The organism is Orrella sp. JC864 (genome assembly GCF_037026685.1).
In the GTDB taxonomy this organism is placed as follows: Bacteria; Pseudomonadota; Gammaproteobacteria; order Burkholderiales; family Burkholderiaceae_B; genus Orrella.
In genome coordinates, this window is record NZ_JBANET010000022.1 from 53131 (window position 1) to 76716 (window position 23586).

General features: G+C 66.3%; 21 protein-coding genes. 4 read left to right on the forward strand and 17 right to left on the reverse strand.

Annotated features, from left to right (window positions below; genetic code table 11):
* Nucleotide 1 precedes the first annotated feature (1 nt).
* The 8 genes from V8Z80_RS17545 to V8Z80_RS17580 all read right to left on the reverse strand — a co-directional run bounded on the left by V8Z80_RS17545 (nt 2) and on the right by V8Z80_RS17580 (nt 8416).
* Nucleotides 2-907, reverse strand: coding sequence for a class I SAM-dependent methyltransferase (locus V8Z80_RS17545; RefSeq protein ID WP_336062940.1), 906 nt, complete (start codon nt 905-907; stop codon nt 2-4).
* A gap of 135 nt (nt 908-1042) precedes the next feature.
* The gene (locus V8Z80_RS17550) at nt 1043-1897 is read right to left on the reverse strand and encodes a polysaccharide deacetylase family protein (protein WP_336062941.1); all 855 of its coding nucleotides are present in this window, start codon (nt 1895-1897) and stop codon (nt 1043-1045) included.
* A gap of 17 nt (nt 1898-1914) precedes the next feature.
* Nucleotides 1915-3087 (reverse strand): M20 family metallopeptidase, encoded by a 1173-nt coding sequence (locus V8Z80_RS17555; protein ID WP_336062942.1) that lies wholly within the window; start codon nt 3085-3087, stop codon nt 1915-1917.
* 35 nt (nt 3088-3122) lie between these two features.
* A complete protein-coding gene (locus tag V8Z80_RS17560; protein WP_336062943.1) occupies nt 3123-4121 on the reverse strand; it encodes a tripartite tricarboxylate transporter substrate binding protein in 999 nt (332 codons plus the stop codon).
* Between the two features lie 170 nt (nt 4122-4291).
* Nucleotides 4292-5116 (reverse strand): alpha/beta fold hydrolase, encoded by an 825-nt coding sequence (locus V8Z80_RS17565; RefSeq protein WP_336062944.1) that lies wholly within the window; start codon nt 5114-5116, stop codon nt 4292-4294.
* 1 nt (nt 5117) lies between these two features.
* Nucleotides 5118-5948 carry an alpha/beta fold hydrolase gene (locus V8Z80_RS17570; RefSeq protein WP_336062945.1) on the reverse strand — a complete coding sequence of 277 codons (831 nt, stop codon included), beginning with the start codon at nt 5946-5948 and terminating at the stop codon, nt 5118-5120.
* 111 nt (nt 5949-6059) lie between these two features.
* On the reverse strand, nt 6060-7556 hold the full coding sequence (locus tag V8Z80_RS17575) for a M81 family metallopeptidase (RefSeq protein ID WP_336062946.1): 1497 nt from the start codon (nt 7554-7556) through the stop codon (nt 6060-6062).
* Between the two features lie 53 nt (nt 7557-7609).
* Nucleotides 7610-8416 carry an IclR family transcriptional regulator gene (locus V8Z80_RS17580; RefSeq protein WP_336062947.1) on the reverse strand — a complete coding sequence of 269 codons (807 nt, stop codon included), beginning with the start codon at nt 8414-8416 and terminating at the stop codon, nt 7610-7612.
* Between the two features lie 96 nt (nt 8417-8512).
* Here V8Z80_RS17580 and V8Z80_RS17585 point away from each other — a divergent pair, with 96 nt between their 5' ends.
* Together V8Z80_RS17585 and V8Z80_RS17590 are read left to right on the forward strand one after the other, a co-directional pair.
* Entirely contained in the window at nt 8513-9295 is a 783-nt protein-coding gene (locus tag V8Z80_RS17585; RefSeq protein ID WP_336062948.1) for a phytanoyl-CoA dioxygenase family protein, read from the forward strand.
* Nucleotides 9296-9320: 25 nt separating this feature from the next.
* Nucleotides 9321-10121 (forward strand): SDR family NAD(P)-dependent oxidoreductase, encoded by an 801-nt coding sequence (locus tag V8Z80_RS17590; protein WP_336062949.1) that lies wholly within the window; start codon nt 9321-9323, stop codon nt 10119-10121.
* Between the two features lie 59 nt (nt 10122-10180).
* Here V8Z80_RS17590 and V8Z80_RS17595 read toward each other — a convergent pair whose 3' ends face one another.
* The 3 genes from V8Z80_RS17595 to tkt are packed head-to-tail and all read right to left on the reverse strand — an operon-like array spanning nt 10181 to nt 14464.
* Nucleotides 10181-11380, reverse strand: coding sequence for a phosphoglycerate kinase (locus V8Z80_RS17595; protein WP_336062950.1), 1200 nt, complete (start codon nt 11378-11380; stop codon nt 10181-10183).
* Between the two features lie 8 nt (nt 11381-11388).
* Entirely contained in the window at nt 11389-12399 is a 1011-nt protein-coding gene (gap, locus tag V8Z80_RS17600) for a type I glyceraldehyde-3-phosphate dehydrogenase (protein ID WP_155192952.1), read from the reverse strand.
* 19 nt (nt 12400-12418) lie between these two features.
* A complete protein-coding gene (gene tkt / locus V8Z80_RS17605; RefSeq protein ID WP_155192953.1) occupies nt 12419-14464 on the reverse strand; it encodes a transketolase in 2046 nt (681 codons plus the stop codon).
* Between the two features lie 164 nt (nt 14465-14628).
* Here tkt and V8Z80_RS17610 point away from each other — a divergent pair, with 164 nt between their 5' ends.
* Complete coding sequence (locus V8Z80_RS17610) at nt 14629-15363, forward strand: 16S rRNA (uracil(1498)-N(3))-methyltransferase (protein ID WP_155192955.1); 735 nt, start codon at nt 14629-14631, stop codon at nt 15361-15363.
* A 74-nt stretch (nt 15364-15437) separates the two neighbouring features.
* Here the strand turns inward: V8Z80_RS17610 and V8Z80_RS17615 are convergent, their stop codons facing one another.
* The 6 genes from V8Z80_RS17615 to V8Z80_RS17640 form a co-directional block, all read right to left on the reverse strand.
* Nucleotides 15438-16088 (reverse strand): DUF4276 family protein, encoded by a 651-nt coding sequence (locus V8Z80_RS17615; RefSeq protein ID WP_336062951.1) that lies wholly within the window; start codon nt 16086-16088, stop codon nt 15438-15440.
* On the reverse strand, nt 16085-17185 hold the full coding sequence (locus V8Z80_RS17620) for an AAA family ATPase (RefSeq protein WP_442951995.1): 1101 nt from the start codon (nt 17183-17185) through the stop codon (nt 16085-16087). Before V8Z80_RS17620 ends, V8Z80_RS17615 begins: the two co-directional genes overlap by 4 nt.
* A gap of 232 nt (nt 17186-17417) precedes the next feature.
* Nucleotides 17418-17885: a barstar family protein gene (locus V8Z80_RS17625; RefSeq protein ID WP_155192957.1), complete on the reverse strand. Its 468-nt coding sequence runs from the start codon at nt 17883-17885 to the stop codon at nt 17418-17420.
* Nucleotides 17882-19108: a patatin-like phospholipase family protein gene (locus tag V8Z80_RS17630; protein WP_336062954.1), complete on the reverse strand. Its 1227-nt coding sequence runs from the start codon at nt 19106-19108 to the stop codon at nt 17882-17884. Before V8Z80_RS17630 ends, V8Z80_RS17625 begins: the two co-directional genes overlap by 4 nt.
* Nucleotides 19089-21377, reverse strand: a complete 2289-nt coding sequence (locus tag V8Z80_RS17635; protein ID WP_336062955.1) for an NADP-dependent malic enzyme — start codon at nt 21375-21377, stop codon at nt 19089-19091. The genes V8Z80_RS17630 and V8Z80_RS17635 overlap by 20 nt, the downstream gene beginning before the upstream one ends.
* Before the next feature lie 44 nt (nt 21378-21421).
* A complete protein-coding gene (locus V8Z80_RS17640) occupies nt 21422-22324 on the reverse strand; it encodes an FAD-binding protein (RefSeq protein WP_155192962.1) in 903 nt (300 codons plus the stop codon).
* Nucleotides 22325-22357: 33 nt separating this feature from the next.
* Here V8Z80_RS17640 and V8Z80_RS17645 point away from each other — a divergent pair, with 33 nt between their 5' ends.
* Complete coding sequence (locus V8Z80_RS17645; RefSeq protein ID WP_336062956.1) at nt 22358-23527, forward strand: pyridoxal phosphate-dependent aminotransferase; 1170 nt, start codon at nt 22358-22360, stop codon at nt 23525-23527.
* The last annotated feature ends 59 nt before the right edge of the window (nt 23528-23586 follow it).

The window sequence follows — 23586 nt, forward strand, 5'->3', positions numbered from 1 at the left end:
TTTATTCTCCTCCCAGCGCGGCCGCGGCGGCATTGAGCTCCTGCTGGGAAGGCGGCCCAGAGCCGCCGATGGGCGGCGCCGCGCCGATGCGCTTGGCCGTGAACGAGGCCGACCCCTGCGGCCCGGTGACCGTGCCGCGCATGCGCTCGCCCTGGATCACGCCGTTGAATTCGCGCAGCTCGCCGCGCGCGTCGGTAAAGGCGAAGGCGATACGCTCGCCGCTCAAGCGGGGCTGGCGCAAGGTGGTCTTGAGGGCGCCCAGCTCGGCGCTGCCCTGGATCTTCTGGAAGATCTGGGCGATGTCCAGGCGCGCCTGGCCCGTTTCGCCCTCGAGCGGATAGTTCAGCTGCCATTGGCCGCCCGCGTTGGCGGGCACGATCCACAGATAGCCGGCGCGGTTGGCCATCAGCGACGCCTCGTCGGGCTGCCAGCGGCCCATGTCGAACTGGTGGGTAACGATGCGCGTGCCCGGCGCCATGGCCATCAGCTTGGGACGCAGCCGCAGGTTCAGCTCGGGCAGCAGGTACATGGCCACCACGGTGGCCTGCGGAAACTCGGCCTCGAAGATGTCGCCCTGGACAAAGCGTGCGCGCTCGCTCACGCCAGCGTCTTGCGCATTGCGCCGCGAAACCTCGACCATCTTGGGATCGAACTCCACGCCCAGCGCCTGGGCCTGGAAATCGCGCGCGGCGGCGATGACGATCTTGCCGTCGCCCGAACCCAGGTCCACCAGCTTGTCCTGCGGGCCCAGGCCCGCCATGCTCAACATGCGCGCGACCAGCGCATCGGGCGTGGGCAGCCACATCACATCCTTGCCATGACGGCCCAGCTGCGGCTCGAAGGCATCGTCGCCACTCGCGGCATCGACCGCCGGCTCGCTGGCATAGGCCACTGCGGGCAGGGGCAAGACCCCCAGGAAGCAGGCTAGGAACAGACCGCCCGCCTGGCGGTGAAAAGCAGAGGATGAAATCGTGGAAGGCATGACAGGACGGATGCACGACAAGTCTTTCAAGCATAGCACCCGCCCCCGCACTCCAGCCTCCTACGGATAAGGCGTTATTTCGCCCCGGCCTACCTTCTGCCGGAACTCACTGGCCGCATCGGCCATGCAGAGAAACTCCGCCCCGCCCTCCTTCAAGTGCGCTATCAACTTTTCCAGTACCTTCATGCGATGTCCCCGACCGATCACATAGGGATGGAAGGTATAGGTGATGATGCCCCAATCGTAGTTCTCCCGCAGGTAATCGAAGTCGGCGATCCAGTTCTCCAACACATGGTTGGCGTTCATCAGGCCAGGCATCAGCTGGCTCTGGGTACGCAGGAACTCGAAATGCGGAAAATCGTCCAGCGTCCAAGAAATGGGCATCTCCACCAGCCCGGTATGCCGGCCGAAGACAGGCAAGCCTAATTGCGGGACCACGTCCCCGCTACGCACGAAGTAAGGTGTGTAGTCGTTACCCATCAGGCTGCTTTCGTATTCGAAGCCGTGCTTGCGCAACAGGTCCACGGTTCGATCACTGATGTCCCAGGATGGCGAACGGTAGCCTGCCGGGTTCCGGCCCGTCAGGCGCCTTATCGCTGCATTGGACAACTCGAAGCCTTCGGCCTCGTCCTGGTCGCTCATGGTGGCGGGAACGGCATGAGTCCAGCCGTGGTTGCCGACCTCGTGGCCGCCGGCAACCACCTCTGCGCAGATTGCAGGATAGGTTTCGATGACGATGCCCGGTATGAACCAGCTGGACTGAATGCGATGCCGAGCCAGCAGCCGAAGAATGCGTCCGGCCCCGACGACGCCGAACTCGCCGCGCGAGAACGGCGTGGGCGTGGTCAGGCCCCGGGCCGCCAAGCCGGACCAGGTATCGAAATCGAACGACAGGCAGACGATATGGCGAGACACGAGGCTACTCCTTGCTTTCAACGAGGCAAAGTCAGGATGGACAGTGCTAGCGCCTTGGCACGAGGCACCATGGAATCGAGCTGCATGTACTCATTGACGCTGTGGACCTTGGCGCCTAGCGGACCGGTGGCACACAGGGTGGGCGCGCCCGCGGCCGCGGCGAACCCGGAATCGGCCGAGCCGCCCGTGAATTCTCCACCGACCGACAGGCCGCAATGGCGCGCGCACGCCACGTAGTGCTCGAACAGTGCCGTCGAGCGCTCATCGGGCACCAGGGGCAGGAACTCGCCTGAGATCTCGAAACGCGCCCGCGTGCCGGGCACGAACGATTGATCCATGATGTCCCGGATCCGTCCGAGCAGGATGTCGCGGCTGTCCGGGTCGATATAACGCAGGTCCAGCTCAGCCTGTGCCTGGGGCGCGATAGTATTAACCGATAGCCCGCCCGAAATCAGGCCGACATTCACGGTCACGCCAGCCGGCAGGTCGGTCAAGGCATGCAGCGCGACGGTCTTTCGGCAGATCTCTTCGATAGCGCTGATGCCATCGGGGAAGTTCGCGCCCGAGTGCGCCGCGGTGCCGGACACTTCGAACCGGCCGAAGATACAGCCTTTCCGACCGGTCACCACATTGCCATTGACGCGCCCCGGCTCGGCGTTGAAGACGGCGCTGGCGCCTTGAGCGTTGCGCTCGATGATCGCGCGCGAGAATGGTGATGCGATCTCCTCGTCACCGGTATAGAGCGAGACCAGCGGCAAGTCTGCACCCGCCCGCGCAAGAGCCGCCATGACAAAGGTGTTCATCACCAGCCCGGCCTTCATGTCGGCCACGCCAGGGCCGTAGGCGATCCCTCTCTCATCGACGCGAAACGGCCGCCGCGCCGCTTCGCCCTGCTTGAAGACCGTATCGCGGTGCCCCATAAGCAAGACGTAGGGGCTGGCGTGGACGGAGCCTATGCAAGCACGGATGGCATCACCCAGGGTATCGCTGGGCAGCACCTCCCAGGCTATACCCTGGCTGTGCAGGAACTCGCAGACGATGCGCCCCACGGCGTCCACGCCGGGCTTATCGTAACTGCCACTATCGGTATCGACCATGCGGCGCAGCATGTCGATCATGGCCGCCTCGCTGCTCTGCAGCCACTCCATGACCTCGTCCACGAGGCCGGCACGCTGGGGAAATGTCAACACGTCTGCTCCTGCTCTATTTCAGAAAGGGGAAGTCTTCAGTCGCTGAGCTTGACCTGCTTGGACAGGTCAAGCCAGAGCCGGACCATCTCTTCGGTCTGCTGCTGGTGCTCCTGCGGTGTATTGCCCAGCATGGTGTAGCCCATGTCGGTCAGCCGCTTGGCGATTTGCGGCTCCTTGAGCGCATCGACGATGGCATCGCGCAGCTTCTGGCGATGGGCCAACGGTGTGCCGGCCGGCGCATGGATGCCCCACACGCTCATGACATCGGACTCCTTCAATCCGGACTCCCGAAGCGTCGGGACATCGGGCAGTGCCGGGTCGCGCTGCTCGCCCGTGACGGCAAGCGCCTTCACACGGCCCGAAGCGATCAGCTGCGCGGCCGAGCTCAAGCCTCCGAACTGGATATCGACGTGCCCCCCCGCCAACGCGTTCAAGGCCTCTGAAGAAGACTTGTAGGGGACATGGACAATGTTGGTGCCGGCTTCCAGATTCAGCAGCACACCCACAAGGTGCGTGGACGATCCGATGCCACCGGAAGAATAGGTCAGGCCACCCGGCTTTTCCTTGGCCAGGGCGATCAGCTCCTGCACATTGCTGGCGGGTACCGAAGGATGCACCAGCAACACCACCGGCCCCTGCGCCAGCATCGTCACGCCGCTGAAATCCTTGATGGTGTCATACGGCAGTTTGGGCAGCACGGCCGGGTTCTGGTAGAAGGAATTGTCCGAGACATAGAGCCGGTAGCCATCCGCACGGCTCTTGGCCACGTCTATCGCGCCTATGACCGCCGCCGTATCGGGCTTGTTCTCCACCAGGATGGATTGGCCCAGGCGCTTCTCCAGGCCTGGCGCCATCAGGCGCGTGATGGTGTCGGATCCGCCTCCGGGCGAACGCGGCACAACGAAGGTGATGGGCCGGGACGGGAAGTCCGCTTCCTCCTGCATGGTGCTGGCGGCGTCCACCGGCATGCCTAGGACAGCGGCCAAAAGACCTGCGGCCAGGCCAGCCACGCCTTTGGTTCTGCTTTGCTTCATGATTAATCCCCTTGCATGGTTCTGGATGAAGACATGTCCGCGCGCAGGCACGGACCGCGTCGGAACTGCTTGCAACGGCCGAGCGCCGTCCTCGCGCGCCGCATTCTCGCGGAGCGGCTGTGCTGGAAGGGCAGTACGAAACGAGCGGGTCTCGGCCAACCCGCCCGTACTCAGGACTGGGTATGGTCCTTCAGGAAATCAAGCAGATCGTCGACGCAGCGCTGCGGCACCGCGTCGGTGATGTTGTGCGGCATGTTCTCGTAGACCTTGAACCGGTGGTCGGGAACGCGCTTGAGCACCTCGTAGTTCTCCATCGAATGCACCGGATCGCCGCTGACCGCCACGAAGAAACACGGACAAGGGATTTCCCGGAGCCGATCGCTGAAATCGAAGGTGGTCATCATGCGCACGAAACGCGCCAAATAACGTGGGTCGTTTCGGGCCGCATCTTCGATGAACCAATCCACGAAACCGGGTTCGACCTGGTCCAGGTGAAAGCGCTGCGCGATTGTGCGGCGCATGAAGTCGCGCACTCCCTCACGCACCAGGCCATTGTCCCAGTCGTTATAGTCATGATGACGGGTCGAAGGCGCCAACCCCGGGATTGCGGCGTACGAGGACAGCGTCCGGAACCGTTCAGGATGTTCCAGGGCCGCTCGCATGGCGATGATGCCGCCGGTCGACGAACCCACGACGTGAGCGCTCTGCAGCTGCAGGGCATCCATCAGCTCGACGAAATCCTGGGCCAGGCGCTCGATGGATAGCGGCAGATGCTCTGGCGGCTGGTCCGAATTGCCATGCCCGCGCATATCCCAGCGTACTATGCGGTAGCGCGCAGCCAGCTTGGGCACCCAGGCGTAAAAGCGTTCCATCGACCCCATGGCCGCATGCAGCATCACCACGGTCTCTGGCGTTTTCCAGGGCGGCGAAAAATCGTCGATGGCATAGCGCAGGGTCAGGCCGTCGCTGGTTTTGAAAGAATCTTCCGAATGCATCTCAGGCTCCTGATGCGGCTGGCGCCGGTTGGGTATTCACGGTGCTGATGAAATCGAGTACGTCGCGTGCGCAGCGTTCGGGCACCGCGTCCCACACGTTGTGAGGCATGCCTTCGTAGACCTTGACCGTCAGATTGGGAATGGCCCGCTTCATGCGTTCGAAACCACTGTAGTCGCCGATCTTGCCCAAGCCGGGAATGATCAGCAGCGTGGGCGCCTGGATCCGGGCAAGCTCGTCGCTCCAATCGTGCTGGTCCATCATGGAGATGAACCGCTCGACATAGGCAGGGTCGTTGCTTCCAGCCTGGTCCAGGAACCACTGCACCAGTTGCGGATCGACCTGGTCAACCTGGAGCCTGTCGTCGATGGTCTGCGCCAGGAAGTTGCGCAGGCCCTGCTTCCTGATGCGCGGTAGCCATGCGTTCGCCTGTCCGCCCTTGAAACCGGGCGTGCAGCCGAACAGGCTCAGGCTTTGCACCCGTGCGGGTTGCTCGATGGCCATGCGTTGACAGACATAGCCGCCGGCCGAGGCACCGGCGAAATGCGCCTGCCCGATGCCCAGGTGATCCATGAGCTCGACCACATCCTGGGTGAGCCTTGCCACCGACAAGGGTTCGTCAGGCTTGGGCATCTGAGACAGTCCATGGCCACGCGTGTCCATGCGAATGACGCGAAAGTGCGGCGTCAGCAGCGGCATCCATGAGAAAAACCGGGCGGAAGCTCCCATCGCCGAGTGCAACAGGACAAGGTGGCGGCGAGGCCGCCACGGATCGGAAAAATCGTCGATGCAATAGTGCAACTGCGAGCCGTCGCTCGCCGTGAAAGTAGCCATGCGTCTTCCCCTTGCTATTGACGCCCGCATGTACCGCCGGGCTTGCGATCGTATTTAATTACAATACTCTAGACTCTCTATTAAATATGATCACACCAGAATTTTCTGATGTCAACGCAAATTCAGGGGACAATCGGAGTCCAGCGGATGCACCGGGCGCGCCAGCCGGCGATAGGGAAACTGCCCGTAGTCCGAGCTGGTGACGCCGCACGCATCGCATTCGACAACGGCGCGGGCAATGGGCAGGAAGGCCGCGCGATAAGCCATGCGCGACTTGAGCATCACGTAGCGGAAACGAGTCGGATCCAGGCCAAGCACCTGCAGCGCTGCAAGATCCCAGGGCTCGTGGTGGCGCTCACAGATCACCAGCGTTGCCGCCGCCGTCTCGAACACCACCGTGCGCCCCATGCTGACGCGGGCACCTGTCTGCATGGGCCCACTCAGCACGAACTGGCCATCGCCGACTCTGCGCACCGTGCCGGTAAGTACCAGCGGCTCGCCGCGCAGGCCCAGCGCCGGCATATCCATCTTGCCGCCGACAGCCAGCGTACGCTCGCTGCCCTGCCCCGCCTCGCATAGCAGTGATACCGCCTCTGGGTCGCACACGGCGAAAAGCAGGATGTCCGTCAAGCCGTGCGCCAACGCAGCCCGCAGCAGGTGCATCGTGTCCTGCGTACCGCCCGAGGCGCAATTGTCGGCATGATCGATCAACAGGACCGGTCCTTGCCGTGAACTGGCCGCCCTTTGCAGCGACGCCTGCAGGGATTCGGAACGGTAGACCCAGTGGTCGCGCAGGCTCCAGGCTCGGACAGCCCAGTCCGCCAGGCATGCCTGCTCATCGGCAGCCTCGATGCGCATGGCATCGCTGACCAACAGCAACGAAGGGTTGGGATGTGGGACGTCCGCCAACGCAAAACCGCCGAACACTACCGCGTCGAGTATGCCGGGCCGCTGTGCGATCGCCATCGCTTGTGCGAGCAGGGTGCGGAACGGCTCGTCAGCCGTTCCCATCCTTAGCGTATGCGCCAGCGAAGGCAAGCGGACATAGCCCATGCGCGGGGCACATTGGCCTGCCAATGCCCGCAGCAAGGTTCTTGCGGCGCGTTCGCCAGTCTCATAGTGGTCGAGATGGGGATAGGTACGATAGCCGGCCAGAACGGTGCAGTGCTCGACCATGGCTTCGCTTAGGTTGGCGTGCATGTCCAGCGCCACGGCGATCGGCAGGCCGGGCTGGAGAGCGCGCAGGCGGCGCAGCAATTCGCCTTCGCCGTCATCGACGCCTTCGGCGACCATCGCGCCATGCAGATCCAGCATCACCAGGTCGCACCCCTGGGCGACCGCCTCCAGGATAGGCTGGCACAGCGCCTCGTATACCTCGGCCGGTGCCGGGCCGCTAGGCCGGGCATCCGCCGCCAGCGGCGTGACTGTTTCAATGCCATGGGCCAGGCAAAGATCCAGGTAAGCCCCCATGGCGGTGCGCGTACCTTGCATGGCCAGGCGCGCGGCCTCGCCACGCAGGGGCCCATTTGCGCCGAACCGAGCCAATGGCGTGCGAACCGGCGAAAAGGTGTTGGTCTCGTGCTTGAGCATGGCGACGACCGCTTTCATCGCTCTCCCCCTCGATCTGTATGACCCGCTGGCGTGCCGCCGTACAAGCTGGCTCAGGATTTATTGATGACCGCTCCTGCGTCCATCAGCAAGGGAACGATGCGGCGCTCGACCTCCTCACGCGTCCATTCGCCTATGGAGACAGCCACATGGACGGCGGCGATCGGCACGCCGCGCTTGTCCACGATCGGCACCGCCGCTGCGATCTCGCCAGCACGCCATTCGCCGACCTGCAACGCATAACCGCGCTCGCGCGCCGCCCGCACCTCCCTCATGATGGCCTCGACGTCGGTCAGCGTATTGGGCGTATGCCGTACGCGGTCCGCCCGCTGCACGACCTGCAGCGCTTCCTCCTCGGGCAGTGCCGAGAGCATGGCCCGCCCTCCCGCCGAGCAGAACATGGGAATGCGCCGGCCGATCAACGCAGCCGAATAATTCTCGCGCTTGGCCTGCATCCGTACTACGTACAGCACCCAGTCGCCATCCGGTACCGTCATGTCCACGCGCTCCTGCACGCTGCGGCGCAGGTCCACCAGAACCGGCGAGGCACGCTCGACCAAGGGATGGGCATGCAGGTAGCCGAAGGTCAGATCCAGTACACGCCGGCCCAACACGTAGCGCCGGGTATCGGGATCCTGCTCCAGATACCCCATTTCCTTGAGCGTGAAGGTAAAGCGCTGCACCGTGCTCTTGTCCATGCCGGTGGCCTGGACAAGTTCGGCAAGTCCCAGCGGCGTTGGCGCATCGCGAAATACTTCAAGCAGACGAAAGGCCTTGCTCAGGGACTTCACGTTCAGCGGATTGGACCAGCGTTCGCATCCCTCCTCGAACGCTTCGTTGCTGAAGTTGGTTGACACCATGAAGGTCTGCTCCTAACATTTATTGAAATTCAAATACCAAGTATTTTATTACAATACGTTCAGATTCTACCACCCCTGCGCCACCGGAGCCCCGCCATGAACCTTTCGGCAACACAGCTGGACGAATACCGACAAAACGGCTATCTGTACTTTCCGAACCTCCTGACCGCCGAGGAAGTCGACATCCTGCGCTCGGCCATACCCGCGTTGATGGCCAGCACCGGCCCGGAAGTCAAGCGCGACACGCCCGAATCCACGCCCAAGATCGTTTACGCCCCCCATGTGAACGATCCGCACTATGGGATGCTCAGCCGCCTGCCACGCATACTGGGCACCGTGCAGCAACTGCTCGGCGAAGCGGCCTATGTCTACCAAAGCCGCATCAATCTCAAGCTGCCCTTCACCGGCGATTCATGGTCGTGGCACCAGGATTTCACGGCATGGCACCTGGGTGACGGAATGCCCCGCCCGCATGCGGTGATGACTGCCGTGTTCCTCGACGCGTGCACGGTCGCCAACGGCCCCTTGCTGGTGATCCCTCGCAGCCAACGCGAATCGCTGGACGATATCCTGTCGCGCGAGGCCAAGGTGCAGGGCTACGAGGTCCAGCGCGTGGCTACCGATACGCTCAAGTCGCTGGCCGAGGAAGGAGGCATCGTGGACTTGGCCGGGCCGGCCGGCTCGGTGGCCTTCATCCATCCCACGCTCATGCACGGCTCGGCCCCCAACATGTCGCCGTGGCCACGCTCCATTCTGTACTTGAACTACAGTGCCGTATCCAACCGCACTACTGCCAACAAGCGGCCCTGGTTCATGAACAACACGGATAATTCGGCGCTGCAACTGGCTGAAACCGATAGTCTGCTGCAAGCCGCCTGAAAATCGGTGGATCAAGGGGAAAACAATGACATCAAGGTTGGCAGGCAAGGTCGCCATCGTGACCGGCGCCGGCTCCGTAGGTGATGGCTGGGGAAACGGGCGGGCAACCGCCGTGGCCTTCGCCCGCGAGGGAGCCCAAGTCCTGGTCGCGGACCGTGACCGCGCCGCGGCCGAACATACCGCCACGCTCATGCACGAGGAAGGCCTGGATTGCCTGCTGGCCCAGGTCGACGTCACCGACGAGGAGTCGGTCAAGGACATGGTCAAGCGCTGCCTGGCTCGGTATGGCCGGGTAGACATCCTGCACAACAATGTCGGCGGTTCGGTGACAGGCGGCCCGGAGGAAATGCCCCTGGACGATTTTCGCGCCCAGCTGGACCTGAACCTGGGCAGCGTATTCCTATGCTGCCGGCATGTGCTCCCTATCATGCGCGAGCAAAGCAGCGGCTGCATCATCAACGTGGGCTCGGTGGGCGGCATGCGCCACCTCGGTCACGACCACGTCGGCTATTCGGCCGCCAAGGCCGGACTGGTGCAGTTCACCCGGCAGCTAGCGGTGCGCTACGGACCGGTCGGCATCCGCTGCAACACCGTGGTTCCCGGCATGATCGATGCGCCACTGCTGGCGCACCGCGTGGCCAAGCAGGCAGGCCGCGCCGATCTTGCCACTTTGCACGAGCAAGCGCGGGCGCGCGTGCCGCTGGGCCGGCGTGGCGATGCCTGGGACGTGGCCTATGCCGCGGTATTCCTGGCCTCCGACGAAGCCAAGTACATCACCGGCACGGAGCTACTGGTCGACGGCGGGCTCATGGCGCGTAGCGCCTGAACCAGCGCAGGAGCCTGCACGGCGCGCGGGCGCAAGCCCGGCGCGCCGTGCAGGCGGCCTTACTGCTCCGCCCGCTGCGCGAGGATCTCGACGGCCGGCAGGGTCTTGCCTTCGAGGAACTCCAGGAAGGCGCCGCCGCCCGTGGAGATGTAGCCGACCTGCCCGCCGATGCCGTACTTGGCGATGGCCGCCAGCGTGTCGCCGCCGCCGGCGATCGAGAAGGCGGGCGAGGCGGCGATGGCGCGCGCCACGGTCTCGGTGCCCTGGGCGAACTGGTCGAACTCGAACACGCCGACCGGACCGTTCCAGACGATGGTGCCGGCCTGCTCCAGTATCGCGGCCAGCTGGGCGGCCGATTGCGGACCGATGTCCAGGATCATGTCGTCCTGGGCCACCTCGTCCACCGGCTTGATGCTGGCTTGCGCATCGGCCCCGAAGGACTTGGCGCAGACCACATCGACCGGAATGGGCACCGCGGCGCCCCGCTGCTTCATGATGTCGATGACGGCGCGAGCCTGCTCGACCTGTTCCGGCTCGGCCAGCGACTTGCCGATGGGCTTGCCGGCGGCCAGCAGGAAGGTATTGGCGATGCCGCCGCCCACCACCAGCTGGTCGACCTTCTCGGCCAGCGACTGCAGGATGGACAGCTTGGTCGATACCTTGGAGCCGCCCACGATGGCCACCAGCGGGCGCTTGGGCTGCTGCAGGGCCCGGCCCAGCGCCTCGAGCTCGGCCTCGAGCAAGGGGCCTGCGCAGGCCACCGGCGCGAAGCGCGCCATGCCGTGCGTGGTGGCCTCGGCCCGGTGCGCCGTGCCGAAGGCGTCGTTGACGTAGACGTCGCACTGCGCGGCCAGCTTGCGCGCGAGCGTCTCGTCGTTCTTCTTTTCGCCCACGTTGCCACGGCAGTTCTCGAGCAGCACCACGCTGCCGGGCTCCACCGGCACGGGATGCTCGACCCAGTCGCGGCGCAAGGCGACCGGCGCGCCCAGCAGCTGGCCCAGGCGCTCGGCCACGGGCGCCAGCGTATCGGCGTCGGTCAGCGCGCCTTCCTTGGGACGGCCCAGGTGCGAGGTCACCAGCACCGCCGCGCCGGCATCGAGCGCCAGGCGTATGCCCGGCACCGAGGCGCGGATGCGGGTGTCCTCGGCGATGTTGCCCGCCTCGTCGAAAGGCACGTTCAGGTCGGCCCGGATGAACACGCGCTTGCCGGCCAGCTGGCCGGCCTTGGCCAGCGCGGTAAGGGTCTTGACGTTCGCCATGGCCGGCATCACTTGGCCGACATCAGGGCCACGGTGGTATCGAGCATGCGGTTGGAGAAGCCCCACTCGTTGTCGTACCAGGACGAAACCTTGACCAGCGTGCCGGAGACCTTGGTCAGCGTGGCATCGAAGTTGCTGGAGGCCGGGTTGTGGTTGAAGTCCACCGACACCAGCGGCTCGGTGTTGTAGGTAAGGATGCCCTTGAGCGCGCCCTCGGAGGCTTCCTTGAGGATGGCGTTGACCTCTTCAACGGTGGTCTCGCGCTGAGCGATGAAGGACAGGTCCACGATCGAGACGTTGATGGTCGGCACGCGGATGGCGTAGCCGTCCAGCTTGCCGTTGAGCTCGGGCAGCACCAGGCCCACCGCAGCGGCCGCGCCGGTCTTGGTCGGGATCATGCTTTGCGTGGCCGAGCGCGCGCGGCGCAGGTCCTCGTGGTAGACGTCGGTCAGCACCTGGTCGTTGGTATAGGCGTGCACCGTGGTCATCAGGCCGGTGACCACGCCCAGCTTCTCCTGCAGCGGCTTGACCAGCGGGGCCAGGCAGTTGGTGGTGCACGAGGCGTTGGAGATGACGGTGTCGCTGGCCTTGAGCACGCCGTGGTTCACCCCGTAGACCACGGTGGCGTCCACGTCCTTGCCGCCAGGCGCCGAGATGATGACCTTCTTGGCGCCGCCCTTCAGGTGGGCGCCGGCCTTTTCCTTGCTGGTGAAAAAGCCCGTGCACTCGAGCACCACGTCCACGCCCAGTTCGCCCCAGGGCAGCTCGGCCGGGTTGCGGTTGGCCAGCACGCGGATCTTGTCGCCATTGACGACCATGTAGTCGCCGTCGACCTCGACGGTGCCCGGGAACTTGCCATGGGCGGTGTCGTAACGGGTCAGGTGCGCATTGGTCTTGGGATCGCCCAGGTCGTTGATGGCCACGATCTGGATGTCGTGGCGCTTGTTCGATTCGTAGTGGGCGCGCAGGATGTTGCGGCCGATGCGGCCGTAGCCGTTGATGGCGACGCGGATGGTCATGACGTGATCTCCTGGTGTTTTACAAAACCTGTTGGACGGCTTGCGCCACCTTCTCGGCGGTAAGCCCGAAATGCTTGAACAGCACGCCCGCGGGGGCCGACTCGCCGTAGCTGTCGATGCCCACCACCGCGCCGTCCAGGCCCACATACTTGTGCCAGAGCGCGGTGGTGCCGGCCTCGACGGCCACGCGCGGCAAGCCCGGCGGCAGGACGCTGTCGCGCCAGGCGCGGTCCTGCCTGTCGAACACGTCGGTGCTGGGCATGGACACCACGCGCACCGGCACGCCGGCCTGCCCCAGCTGCTCCTGGGCCGCCAGGGCGATGGCCACCTCCGAGCCCGTGGCGATGATGATCGCGCGCGCGCCCTCGGCATCGCGCAGCACATAGCCGCCGCGCGCCACGGCCGCCAGGGCGGCGGCGTCGCGCTGCACGAAGGGCAGGTTCTGGCGCGAGAGCAGCAGCGCGGTGGGGCCGCCGTCCTTGACGGCCATGCCGAGCGAAGCCGGGCGCTGGACGGCATGCGCCCAGGCGGCCAGCGTCTCGACCGTGTCGCAGGGGCGCCAGACCGACAGGTTGGGAATCAGGCGCAGGCTGTTGGCATGCTCGATGGATTGGTGGGTGGGGCCGTCCTCGCCCAGGCCGATGGAGTCGTGCGTGAAGACGTGCACCACGCGCTGCTTCATCAGCGCGGCCATGCGGATGGCGTTGCGCGAGTAATCGGAGAAGGTCAGGAAGGTGCCGCCAAAGGGCAGGTAGCCGCCATGCAGCGCGATGCCGTTCATGATGGCGGCCATGCCGAACTCGCGCACGCCGTAGTTGATGTGGCGCCCGCCCTGCAGATGGTGCTGGCCGGCGCGCACGGGGACGACGCCCTTCCAGTCGGTGTAGTTCGAGCCGGTCAGGTCGGCCGAGCCGCCCAGCAGTTCGGGCAGCAGCTCGGCCAGGGCCGTGATGGCGTGCTGCGAGGCCTTGCGCGTGGCCACCGTCTCGCCCTTGGCGTCGGTGGCGAGCAGCAGGGCCTGCAGCTTCTGGGCGAAGCCGTCGGGCAGTTCGCCTTTCATGCGCCGCTCGAACTCGGCGGCCTCGGCCGGAAACGCCGCGCGATACGAAACGAAGCGCGCCTCCCATTCGGCTTGCGCGGCGGCGCCGGCCTGCCGGGCGTCCCAGCCGTCATAGACGGCCTGGGGAATCTCGAAGGGCGCGCTGGACCAGCCCAGGGCCTGGCGCGTGGCCTGGACCTCGGCCCCGCCCAGCGGCGCGCCGTGCACCTTGTCGGTACCGGCCAGATTGGGCGAACCCTTGCCGATCTGCGTGCGGCACACGATGAGGGTGGGCCCCTTGCCCTGCCCGGCCAGCTGGCGGGCCACCGACAGCGCCGCATCGACGGCATCGACGTCGTGGCCGTCCACGCCGCGGATGACGTTCCAGCCATAGGCCTCGAAACGCTTGGCGGTATCGTCGCCGAACCAGTGCTCGACCTTGCCGTCGATGGAGATGCCGTTGTCGTCGTACAGGGCGATCAGCTTGGACAGGCGCAGCGTGCCGGCCAGCGAGCAGACCTCGTGCGAGATGCCTTCCATCAGGCAGCCGTCGCCCATGAAGACGTAGGTGTAGTGATCGACGATGGCATGGCCGGGGCGGTTGAACTCGCGCGCCAGCAGGGCCTCGGCCAGCGCCATCCCCACCGCGTTGCCCAGCCCCTGGCCCAGCGGGCCGGTGGTGGTCTCCACGCCGGGGGTGATGCCCACCTCGGGATGGCCGGGCGTGCGCGAATGCAGCTGGCGGAAGTTGCGCAGCTCTTCGATCGGCAGGTCGTAGCCGCTCAGGTGCAGCAGCGCGTAGATCAGCATCGAGCCGTGGCCGTTGGACAGCACGAAGCGGTCGCGGCCGTGCCAGGCGGGGTCGGCCGGATTGTGGCGCAGATGGCGCGTCCACAGGGCCTGGGCGATTTCCGCCATGCCCATCGGCGCGCCCGGGTGGCCGGAATTGGCCTGCTGCACGGCATCCATGGACAAGGCACGGATGGCATCCGCCAGATGGAGTTGGGAAGCGGAAGGCTGTGTCATGGGAAGCTCGGATGCGGGCCCCGCAAGATCGAAAGCACGGACCCGGTGTTAAAGTAGCGAAGCCCACGATTTTAGCACCCGGCCACCTGCTCCCTTTTCGCCCCCGGGGCGCCCCAAGGCGAAAGCGGCCCCTTCCCGGGCCGGCCAGCAGCCCCTCGCATCCCATGGCCCTGCCTCGCTTCTATTGCCCCGCCGACCTGGCCCCTCGTACCGAAATCGAACTGCCCCAGGCCGTGGCGCACCACGCGCTGCGCGTGCTGCGGCTGCGCGAGGGCCAGCCGGTGGCGCTGTTCGACGGCCGCGGCGGCCAGTACCCGGCTACGCTGCGCATCCAGGGCCAGCGCGCGCTGGCGCTGACGGGCGAATTCGATCCGCGCGAAACCGAGCTGCCGGGCGCCATCACCCTGGTCCAGGGCCTGCCCGCCGGCGAGAAAATGGACTGGGTGATCGAGAAGGCGGTGGAGATGGGCGTCTCGCACATCGTACCCATCGCCGCCCGGCGCAGCGTGCTGGCGCTCGAAGGCGCCCGGCTGGAGAAACGCCTGGCGCGCTGGCGCAGCCAGGCCGTGGCGGCCTGCGAACAAAGCGGACGCAACCGCATCCCCCGCATCGACGCGCCGATGGGCCTGGCGCAATGGCTGGCCGAACGGCCCGCCGGCAGCCCCGCCCTGCTCTGCCATCCCGACGCGGCGCAAACCCTGGCACAGGCCCTGCCCGCCCCCGATGCCGCAGGCTTTTGCGTGCTGGTGGGGCCCGAGGGCGGCTGGGACGAGCAGGAACTGCGCGAGGCGGGCCGGCACGGCGTGCAAGCCGTGCGATTCGGCACGCGGGTGCTGCGCACCGAAACGGCGGGGATCGCGCTGGTGGCTGCGGCCTGTGCGCTGCTGGGATGGGAATAGGAGCCGTCGTGCAGCGGAAACCGGCCGCCACCAGGGCAAGACGACCCGCCTGAAAAATCGGAGGCGCCGGGGAATCAAGGCAACGCTTCGAGCTTGTCCAACCATCCGGAAAAATGCGGACACGCGCCTCGAATACGATCCAAACCTATCTCGCCGGCAATGATGGGCCCGTGAAAAGTCTTTTGATATTGTGGCCAGACAGCCAGAATCCGCTTGGACGGCGCAGTACCAGGGCCATCGTTGATTTCCTCGGGCTCCGCCTTCCTTCGAAGCGCCATTAGCGGCTCGAGAACATCATCGTCATCGGTCCAAGGTTTGAAGGCTGCGATATCCACTAGCAAAAGCGCCTCGAACTCATGAACGAACAAATGCGGAATAAAGTTCTGCTGCGCAACGTCCTTGGCAAGCGCGCGCTCCAGGAACACCGCCTTTTGCCAGCCTGCTCCCTGGACAGGGTACCTCACGTCCCGCTTTCCGGGAAAATCCTCGGGCAAGGCATAGAGATCGAACAAGGTAGTTACGCAAGCCGCGGGGTCCTGCTTACATAATCTCTCGATCTGAGGCCTGATCTTGGCATAGCTCACCACTCCGCCGCGATGGCCAGGGCTGGTACGGACGATTATTGGCGTCAGATACAAGCCCCGGGCTGCGTAAGGCGATACGAGCAGTTCGTTGACAAAGGCTTCTTCGGTCTGCCCCTCCACCAGCAGATATACACGGCTCATCGCCCCGGTCTCCCGCCAAGCAGGTTCTTCTTCCAAAGTTCTCCAAGGCTGTAGTCGGCCAGCCACCCAGCCAACTGGCCGGCATCGGGACGCCTGAACTGCGAGGCGCCGTCGCGCTTGTCCACGACGATGAGGTCTTCTGGATCAAACTCGTTGACCAGCTCGACGGACTGCGTGGAAACAAGCAATTGCCGCTCCTGCGCGACCGACCTCATCAAGCCACCCAATATGCTGATTGCATAGGGGTGCAGTCCAAGCTCCGGCTCATCGATAAGAATGGAAGCCGGCATGAGTTCTTCGGGCTGAAGCAACACGGCAGCAAGGCAGATGAACCGCAACGTGCCATCGGACAAGGCGGCTGCTCCGAATGGCTCTTCCTGCCCCAGTTCCGTCCACTCGAGTTGAATCCGTTCGGGGTTATCCGGCGTCGGCCGCAAATGAAAGTCCCCAAAAAACGGCGCTACGAGCCGGATTGTCTTGACGATACGCCAGTAGTGCTCTTCGTGATGGCGCCTGAGCCGCAACAGGAAGGCTGCCAGGTTTCTGGCGTCGTCCTGCAGATGCACGTTGTCTCGAATGCTATGGACCTGCTTTACCAGGGCAGATGTACTGGTGTCGTGAAAATGGTAAATGCGCCAGCTTCGCATGGCGGGAACCACGTACTCCCAAATCCTCCCATGGTCGCCGCGGTCCAGGTAATGCGTCTCGAAGTGACCCGACGCAGGGTGCCAATCTCCACGAAGCTCCCACCACAGCGCCTCGTGCTCGAAAAGCATGCGGTTGTCTTGCGTGGGCCGCAATGAAAAGCGATAGCCGTTGTTGCCAAAATACAGTTCGGCCTGCAGCAACTCCGTGTGCTTGCGGCCGAAATGCAGCAAAGCATCTGGGCCCCCAGCCAAACCAACAGCAAGCTGCAGTTGCTGGGCCAATATGCGGTTGATCAGCCGGAAAAAACCTATGAAATTGGACTTGCCTGCACCATTGGCACCAATCAGCACGTTGAGCCGGCCCAACTCCAGGTCGCACTCGGCGATGGATTTGTAACCGCGCAACTTCATTCTCGATATCTGGTTTGATGCTTGGACTTGCTTGACCATGTTCATGCCTTCGTTTCCTGCCCGTCCAAAGACCTGCCCAGGCCTGGGAATGGCTCGCGGCTTGGCATCCGCGCAATATATCGTGAAGACGAGGCCGCGGCAGGCGTTCTCGCCAGCAACTGGCGCCATTTTGTCCATCAGGCTCCGGTAGAACCAGAAAAGACAGGCCAATGGCTGCGCGCGCCATTACGTCGCGCCTTACACGATCCGATCGCGTCGCCGCGCCCTGCCTTTACTGCCCCGAAGCGCTCCAGCTTTGCGCCTGCCCAGGCTCGGGCTCGGGATGCTTGCCCGCATGCTCCACGGCATACAGGAACACGCGCCCGTTCTCGCGCGCGAACTCCGACACATCCGCGCACACCGACTCGATGCGCAGGGCGTCTTGGCTGAGCGCCGGGTCGCCCGAATGCAGCTTGTGCAGCCACAGCGCCACCCCGGCCTTCTGGTCCAGCACGGTGTCGCACAGGCAGTCGTACAGGGCGTCGAGATCGCTGCCGAAGAACTCGGGAAAGTCGACCGCCTTGGCGATGGCCCGCAGGGCCGCCGAGACGCTGCGGGCGCGGTCGCAATCGGCGCGGAAAAAGGCCAGCCCCTGGGCGCGCGCAGCCTCGGCCAGCTTGTCGGCCGGCACCGCCGCCGGATCGACGGCGCCGCCGCGCTGCAACTGCTTCTGCAAGGGGGACAGGCTGGCTCGCGTCATGCGGACGCCTCCGTGAAAAAAGCTTTGACCTCTTCGGTACGCCGCATCGTATCGGCATAACCGAGTTCGATCAATTCCCGCGTGTAAACAGATTCGAACAGGAGGTAGGAAAGCAAGGCGCCGCCGCCGGCCTTGCCGCGGCTGGCGCTGATGCCCAGCACGCGAAACAGCGTGCGCACCGCCCGGGGCATGGTGCCCAGGTGCGCCATCGCCATTTCGTCCAGCGAGCGGCTGGGCCCCAGCGCGAGCGCCTGCACCGGCCGCAGGCCCGTGGCCTGCGCGGCGCCGGGCGCGGCACGCAGGAAGCCGTTCACGCGTTCCAACCTTTCGACGTCGGTGGATACGCTATCGAGGAAGATGTTGGACAGGGCATGCCCGCCGATCTGCGCCAGCGAGGGATAGGGCGGATCGTCCTCGCGCTGCTCGGGGTGGGTATCGTCGCGATGGCCGGTGCCGATGACCAGCACACGGTCCGCGCCCAGGTGTACCGCCGGGCTGATGGGCGCCAGCTGGCGCATCGAGCCATCGCCGCACCATTCCAGCTGCCCGCCCACGCGCAGCGCATGGGCCGGGAATATGAAGGGAATGGCGCTGGAGGCCATCAGGTGGCCGGCATGCAGGCGATCGGGCACGGCGCGCCGCAGCGAACGGCGCCAGGGCGCAATGCCGCCGCTGGCCTGGTAGAAGGTCAGGTGCTCGCCGCTGGTGTAGCCCGAGGCCGTGATGGCCAGGGCCGAAAGCGCGCCGCGGTCGATATTGGCCTGCAGGCGGCCGAAATCCAGCACCGATTCGAGCAGCCGGCGCAAGGGCGTGTTGTCCAGCAAGGACCGGGGCTGCGCGCGCTGGCGGCCCGGCATCAGCCAGCCCAGCGCCAGCAGGCCGAGCCAGCAGGCGCCCGAATGCAGCAGGCCGGCCGCATCGGACCGGTAGATCTGGCCGGTGCGCAGCCCTTCCCAGAGGACACGGGTGCGGCGCACGGCCTTGCGCGGGTCGTCGGCGCGGCAGGCCAGCGCGGCCGCGTTGATGGAGCCGGCAGAGGTGCCGCAGATGATCGGGAAAGGGTTGGCCAGCCCCGGCGAGCCGGACGGATCGAGCAGCTCGACGATGGCCTGCAGGGCGCCGACCTGGTAGGCGGCGCGCGCGCCGCCGCCGGTGAGCACCAGCCCGGTCAGGGGCCGGCGCCCGGGCCGGGCGGCTATGCCGTCAACGGGCGGTATTGGCATCGACCACGGTCAGCGCGGTCATGTTGACGATACGGCGCACCGTGGAGCTGGAGGTCAGGATGTGCACGGGCGCGTTGGCGCCCAGCAGGAACGGACCCACGGCCACGTTGCCGCCGGCGGCGGTCTTGAGCAGGTTGTAGGCGATGTTGCCCGAATCCACGTTGGGACACACCAGCAGGTTGGCCTGGCCCTTGAGCGTGGACGAGGGCAGGATGCGCAGGCGCAGCGCCTCGTCCAGCGCGCAATCGCCGTGCATTTCGCCGTCGACCTCCAGGTCGGGCGCCTGCTCGCGCACCAGCGCCAGTGCCCGGCGCATCTTCTCGCCCGAGGCCGAGCTGCCCGAGCCGAAGTTCGAGCGCGACAGCAGCGCCACCTTGGGCTCGAGATTGAGCTGGCGCATCTCCTGGGCGGCCGCCAGCGTGAACTCGGCGATCTGCTCGGCCGTGGGATCGTCGTTGACGTGCGTGTCGACCAGCACCACCGTGCGCTCGGCCAGCAGCAGGATGTTCATGGCCGCGTAGGTCTTGGCGCCCGGGCGCTTGCCCAGCACCTCGTCGATGAAGCGCAGGTGGTCGGCATAGGCGCCCACGGTGCCGCAGATCATGCCGTCGGCATCGCCCACGTGCACCATCATGGCGCCGATGAGCGTGAGGCGGCGGCGCATCTCGACGCGCGCCATCTCCTTGGTGATGCCGCGCCGGCACATCATTTCCCAGTAGGTGGTCCAGTAGTGATGGAAGCGCTCGTCGAACTCGGGATTGGTCACCTCGACGTCCTGGCCCAGCTTGAAGCGCAGCCCGTATTTTTCGATGCGGGCGGCCAGCACGGCCGGGCGGCCCACCAGGATGGGGCGGGCCAGCTTTTCGTCGAGGATGACCTGGACCGCGCGCAGCACGCGCTCGTCCTCGCCTTCGGTGAACACGATGCGGGCCTTGCCGCCTTCGCGCACCAGGTTCTTGGCCGCGGCGAACAGCGGCTTCATGAAGGCGCCCGAGTGGTAGACGAACTGCTGCAGCTGCTCGGCGTAGGAATCCAGGTCGGCGATGGGCCGCGTGGCCACGCCGCCCTCCATGGCCGCGCGGGCCACGGCCGGCGCGATGCGCACGATCAGGCGCGTGTCGAAGGGCTTGGGCACGAAGTACTGCGGGCCGAAGCTCAGGTCATAGGTGCCGTAGGCGGCCGCCACCACGTCGTTCTGCTCTTCCTGGGCCAGGCCGGCGATGGCGTAGACCGCGGCCTTTTCCATCTCGCGCGTGATGGTGGTGGCGCCCACGTCCAGCGCGCCGCGGAAGATGTAGGGAAAGCACAGGACGTTGTTGACCTGGTTGGGGTAGTCCGAGCGGCCGGTGGCGATGACCACGTCCTCGCGCACGGCCAGGGCGTCCTCGGGCAGGATTTCCGGCGTGGGGTTGGCCAGCGCCAGGATCAGCGGACGCGCGGCCATCCTGGCCACCATCTCGGGCTTGAGCACGCCGCCGGCCGACAGGCCCAGGAACACGTCGGCCTCGCCGATCACGTCATCGAGCTTGCGCGCCTCGGTCTTTTGCGCGAAGCGGGCCTTGTCCGGATCCATGAGCACGGTGCGGCCCTCGTAGACCACGCCTTCGATGTCGGTGACCCAGATGTTCTTTTGCGGCAGGCCCAGGTCGACCATGAGCTCCAGGCAGGCCAGCGCCGCGGCGCCCGCGCCCGAGACCACCACCTTGACCTGGTCGATTTCCTTGCCGACCACGCGCAGGCCGTTGATGAAGGCGGCCGAGACCGTGATGGCGGTGCCGTGCTGGTCGTCGTGAAAGACCGGGATCTTCATGCGCTCGCGCAGCTTGCGCTCGACGACGAAGCACTCGGGCGACTTGATGTCCTCGAGGTTGATGCCGCCGAAGGTCGGCTCGAGCCCGGCGATGATGTCGACCAGCTTGTCCGGGTCCGTCTCGTTGATCTCGATATCGAAGACGTCCAGCCCCGCGAACTTCTTGAACAGCACGGCCTTGCCTTCCATGACGGGCTTGGAGGCCAGCGGGCCGATGTTGCCCAGCCCCAGCACCGCGGTGCCGTTGCTGATGACGCCCACCAGGTTGCCCCGGCCCGTGTAGCGGAAGGCGTTGGCCGGATCGGCCACGATTTCTTCACAGGCGGCTGCCACCCCGGGCGAATAGGCCAGCGCCAGGTCGCGCTGGTTGGTCAGTTGCTTGGTCGGGGCGATGGAAAGTTTTCCAGGTCGGCCGGCTTCGTGGTATTCGAGCGCTGCCTTGCGCAGATTGGCGTCCATACGGGAGTCTTCGGAGCAGTGTGACGATTCGAGAAAGAACGATTCTAGCTGCTTCGGGCAGGCAGCGGCGGGAAAAGGCCGGCTGGGTCGAACAGGCGCTTGCAGGCCGCATTCATGCGGCTTGCGGCCGCCTGGACGGGGGCGTTTTCATGCTGCGTCGCAGCAACCGCCGGGCCGCCCCGGCAGGGCTGCAGCAACGCCGCCTCGACCCAGGCCAGCGAGCCGGCCTGGCCCAGCAGCAGGTGCGCCAGGTTGACGCCGGCCGGCGGCGCGGGCCGCAAGGCATCCAGGCGGCCGTGGGCCGGCCAGGCCGGCTGGGCCAGGCACAGCTGCGCGTCCTGGCCCATGGCCAGTTCGAACAGGGCCGGCACCAGCCGCTGCAAGGCCGCGCCGCGCAAGGGCTGCCGGTCGCGCTCGCCGAAAGGGCCCAGGGTGGCGGGCGTGCCGTCGGCCAGCAGCGCCGCCACGGCCTGCACGCCGCTGTCCATGCAGCGCCCCGGCGCGCACAGGCGCCGCGTGTCCTCGCCCGAGAGCCAGGCGGCCAGCGTCTGCCCTGCCGGCAGGCCGTCGAACTGCGCGAAGCCGGCCGCCTGCAGGGCCCCCAGCGGGCAGCCGGCTTCGGCGCGCCATAAGCCCGGGCCGGCGTCGACCGGCGCCAGCCCGGTCAGCGACACGCCCGGATCCACCCACAAGGTCGGCGCCGGGTCCGCCTGCGGCAGCGGGCGCAGGCCGGCCAGGCCCAGCCGCACGCCATGCTCGGCGCACAGCGTGCGCGCCAGCCGCACGTCGGCGGCGCGGGCCGGCGCATAGCGGGCCTGGCCCGGCGGCAGGCCTGCGGTCTCCAGCTCGCCCTCGCATACCCGCCGCAAGGCCGCCAGCAAGCGCGTCCAGGCGTCGTCCGGGCGCGGACGGCGCCCGATCAGGAAGGCGCGGCGGGTCGGCTGCATGACTACAATTCGCTTTTCTTCGAGAGGGTTTTCATGTCTCGTCTTGCTGTGCGCAACCAGGACGTCCTGCCCTTCCGGGCCGTCGAGTTGTTCAAGGAGGCCGGCGCCCTGAAGGCGGCAGGCCACGACATTATCAGCCTGGGCATCGGCGAGCCGGACTTTACCGCCCCCGAGCCGGTGCTGGAAGCCTTGCAGCGCGCCGCGCGCGACGGCCACAGCGGCTATAGCGCGCCGGCCGGCCTGCCGGCGCTGCGCGAGGCGATCGCCGGCTACTACGGTCGGCATTTCGGCGCACCGGTCGATCCGGGCCGGGTGATCGTGACCGCGGGCGCCTCGGGCGCGCTGCAACTGGCCACGCTGGCGCTGCTGGATCCCGGCGACGAAGTGCTGATGCCCGACCCCTGCTACCCGGCCAACCGCAACTTCGTGGTGGCCGCCGGGGCCGTGCCGCGGCTGGTGCCGTGCGGGCCGCGGCAGCGCTACCAGCTGCAGGCCCAGGACCTGCGCGAGCACTGGAACGCCCGTACCCGCGGCGTGCTGATCGCCTCGCCCAGCAACCCCACCGGCACCTCGCTTGCGCCCGGCGCCCTGCGGGAAATCCTGGCCGAGGCGCGACAGCGCCAAGGCCTGGTGCTGATGGACGAAATCTACCTGGGGCTGTCCTACGACGCCGAGCCGCGCTCGGCGCTGGCCATCGACGACGACATCGTCGTGGTCAACAGCTTCTCCAAGTACTTCCACATGACGGGCTGGCGCCTGGGCTGGCTGATCGTGCCCAAGGACATGGTCGCCGCCATCGAAAAACTGGCCGCCAGCCTGGCGATCTGCGCGCCCACGCTGGCCCAGCATGCGGCGCTGGCCTGCTTCGGCCCCGACGCCCTGGCCATCTACGCCCAGCGCCGCGAAGCCTTCCGGCAGCGCCGCGACATGCTCGTGCCGGCCCTGGAGCGGCTGGGCCTGCGCGTGCCGGCCCGGCCCGATGGCGCCTTCTATGTGTATGCCGACGTCTCGGGCCACGGCATGGACAGCGTGGCCTTCTCGCAGCGCCTGCTCCATGAAGCCGGCGTGGCCGCCGTCCCGGGCCTGGACTTCGGCCCGGCCCACGCCCGGCGCATGATGCGCTTCTCGTACGCCACGGCGCTGGAGCGGCTGGAGCAGGCGGTGGCCCGGATGGAAAAACTGCTTGGCAAGCCGGGCGCTTAGGGCGCGGTTCCCGTCTCCAGGCTCAGACCAGACGGATATGACCTCTTGACACTTCGCAC

Coding starts and splice junctions, on each gene's coding strand:
- V8Z80_RS17560 (WP_336062943.1), bottom strand. CDS start 4,121: ATGAAGCAAAGCAGAACCAAAGGCGTGGCTGGCCTGGCCGCAGGTCTT.
- V8Z80_RS17565 (WP_336062944.1), bottom strand. CDS start 5,116: ATGCATTCGGAAGATTCTTTCAAAACCAGCGACGGCCTGACCCTGCGC.
- V8Z80_RS17570 (WP_336062945.1), bottom strand. CDS start 5,948: ATGGCTACTTTCACGGCGAGCGACGGCTCGCAGTTGCACTATTGCATC.
- V8Z80_RS17575 (WP_336062946.1), bottom strand. CDS start 7,556: ATGAAAGCGGTCGTCGCCATGCTCAAGCACGAGACCAACACCTTTTCG.
- V8Z80_RS17580 (WP_336062947.1), bottom strand. CDS start 8,416: ATGGTGTCAACCAACTTCAGCAACGAAGCGTTCGAGGAGGGATGCGAA.
- V8Z80_RS17585 (WP_336062948.1), top strand. CDS start 8,513: ATGAACCTTTCGGCAACACAGCTGGACGAATACCGACAAAACGGCTAT.
- V8Z80_RS17590 (WP_336062949.1), top strand. CDS start 9,321: ATGACATCAAGGTTGGCAGGCAAGGTCGCCATCGTGACCGGCGCCGGC.
- V8Z80_RS17595 (WP_336062950.1), bottom strand. CDS start 11,380: ATGGCGAACGTCAAGACCCTTACCGCGCTGGCCAAGGCCGGCCAGCTG.
- gap (WP_155192952.1), bottom strand. CDS start 12,399: ATGACCATCCGCGTCGCCATCAACGGCTACGGCCGCATCGGCCGCAAC.
- tkt (WP_155192953.1), bottom strand. CDS start 14,464: ATGACACAGCCTTCCGCTTCCCAACTCCATCTGGCGGATGCCATCCGT.
- V8Z80_RS17610 (WP_155192955.1), top strand. CDS start 14,629: ATGGCCCTGCCTCGCTTCTATTGCCCCGCCGACCTGGCCCCTCGTACC.
- V8Z80_RS17615 (WP_336062951.1), bottom strand. CDS start 16,088: ATGAGCCGTGTATATCTGCTGGTGGAGGGGCAGACCGAAGAAGCCTTT.
- V8Z80_RS17620 (WP_442951995.1), bottom strand. CDS start 17,185: ATGGTCAAGCAAGTCCAAGCATCAAACCAGATATCGAGAATGAAGTTG.
- V8Z80_RS17625 (WP_155192957.1), bottom strand. CDS start 17,885: ATGACGCGAGCCAGCCTGTCCCCCTTGCAGAAGCAGTTGCAGCGCGGC.
- V8Z80_RS17630 (WP_336062954.1), bottom strand. CDS start 19,108: ATGCCAATACCGCCCGTTGACGGCATAGCCGCCCGGCCCGGGCGCCGG.
- V8Z80_RS17635 (WP_336062955.1), bottom strand. CDS start 21,377: ATGGACGCCAATCTGCGCAAGGCAGCGCTCGAATACCACGAAGCCGGC.
- V8Z80_RS17640 (WP_155192962.1), bottom strand. CDS start 22,324: ATGCAGCCGACCCGCCGCGCCTTCCTGATCGGGCGCCGTCCGCGCCCG.
- V8Z80_RS17645 (WP_336062956.1), top strand. CDS start 22,358: ATGTCTCGTCTTGCTGTGCGCAACCAGGACGTCCTGCCCTTCCGGGCC.